Here is a 549-nt window from a genome sequence, read left to right as displayed (position 1 = left end):
CATCAAACCTTCTCCCCCGAGCGCATGATGGCGCCCATGATGTTTTCCTGGCTGGCCTCGGCAACGGGCATTTCGGCCACGATCGCACCTTCGTTCATGACGTAGATGCGGTCGCAGGTGCCGAGCAGCTCCGGCATTTCCGAGGAGATGAAGATGACCGCCTTGCCGGCGGCGACGAGATCGTTGACGATCGAGTAGATTTCATACTTGGCGCCGACGTCGATGCCGCGCGTCGGCTCGTCGAGGATCAGGACATCCGGATTGGCGAACAGCCACTTGGCGAGCACGACCTTCTGCTGGTTGCCGCCGGAGAGGTTGACGACGTCCTGATAGATGCTGGGCGTGCGGATGCGGAGCTTCTGACGATACTCGTTGGCCGCCTTGCGCTCGGTATACTCGTCGATGACGAAGTTCTTCGAGATGCCCTTGTGGTTGGCCAGCGTGTTGTTGTGCATCACGTTGTTGATCAAGACCAGGCCGAGCTGCTTGCGGTCCTCGGTGACATAGGCAAGGCCCGACTTGATCGCCCGCTCGACGGTGGAGACGTCG

At 60.5% G+C, this 549-nt stretch carries 1 protein-coding gene; it reads right to left on the bottom strand.

Translation table 11 applies throughout. From position 1 onward, the window contains the following. Window positions 1–2: 2 nt before the first annotated feature. A partial coding sequence (locus tag CXZ10_RS21265; protein ID WP_143741590.1) for an ATP-binding cassette domain-containing protein occupies window positions 3–549 on the bottom strand: 547 nt, incomplete at its 5' end.

It is taken from the genome of Pleomorphomonas diazotrophica (assembly GCF_002844595.1).
Classification (GTDB): domain Bacteria; phylum Pseudomonadota; class Alphaproteobacteria; order Rhizobiales; family Pleomorphomonadaceae; genus Pleomorphomonas; species Pleomorphomonas diazotrophica.
The sequence above is the reverse complement of the archived record's forward strand: the minus strand, read 5'-3'. Positions and strand labels throughout refer to the sequence as shown.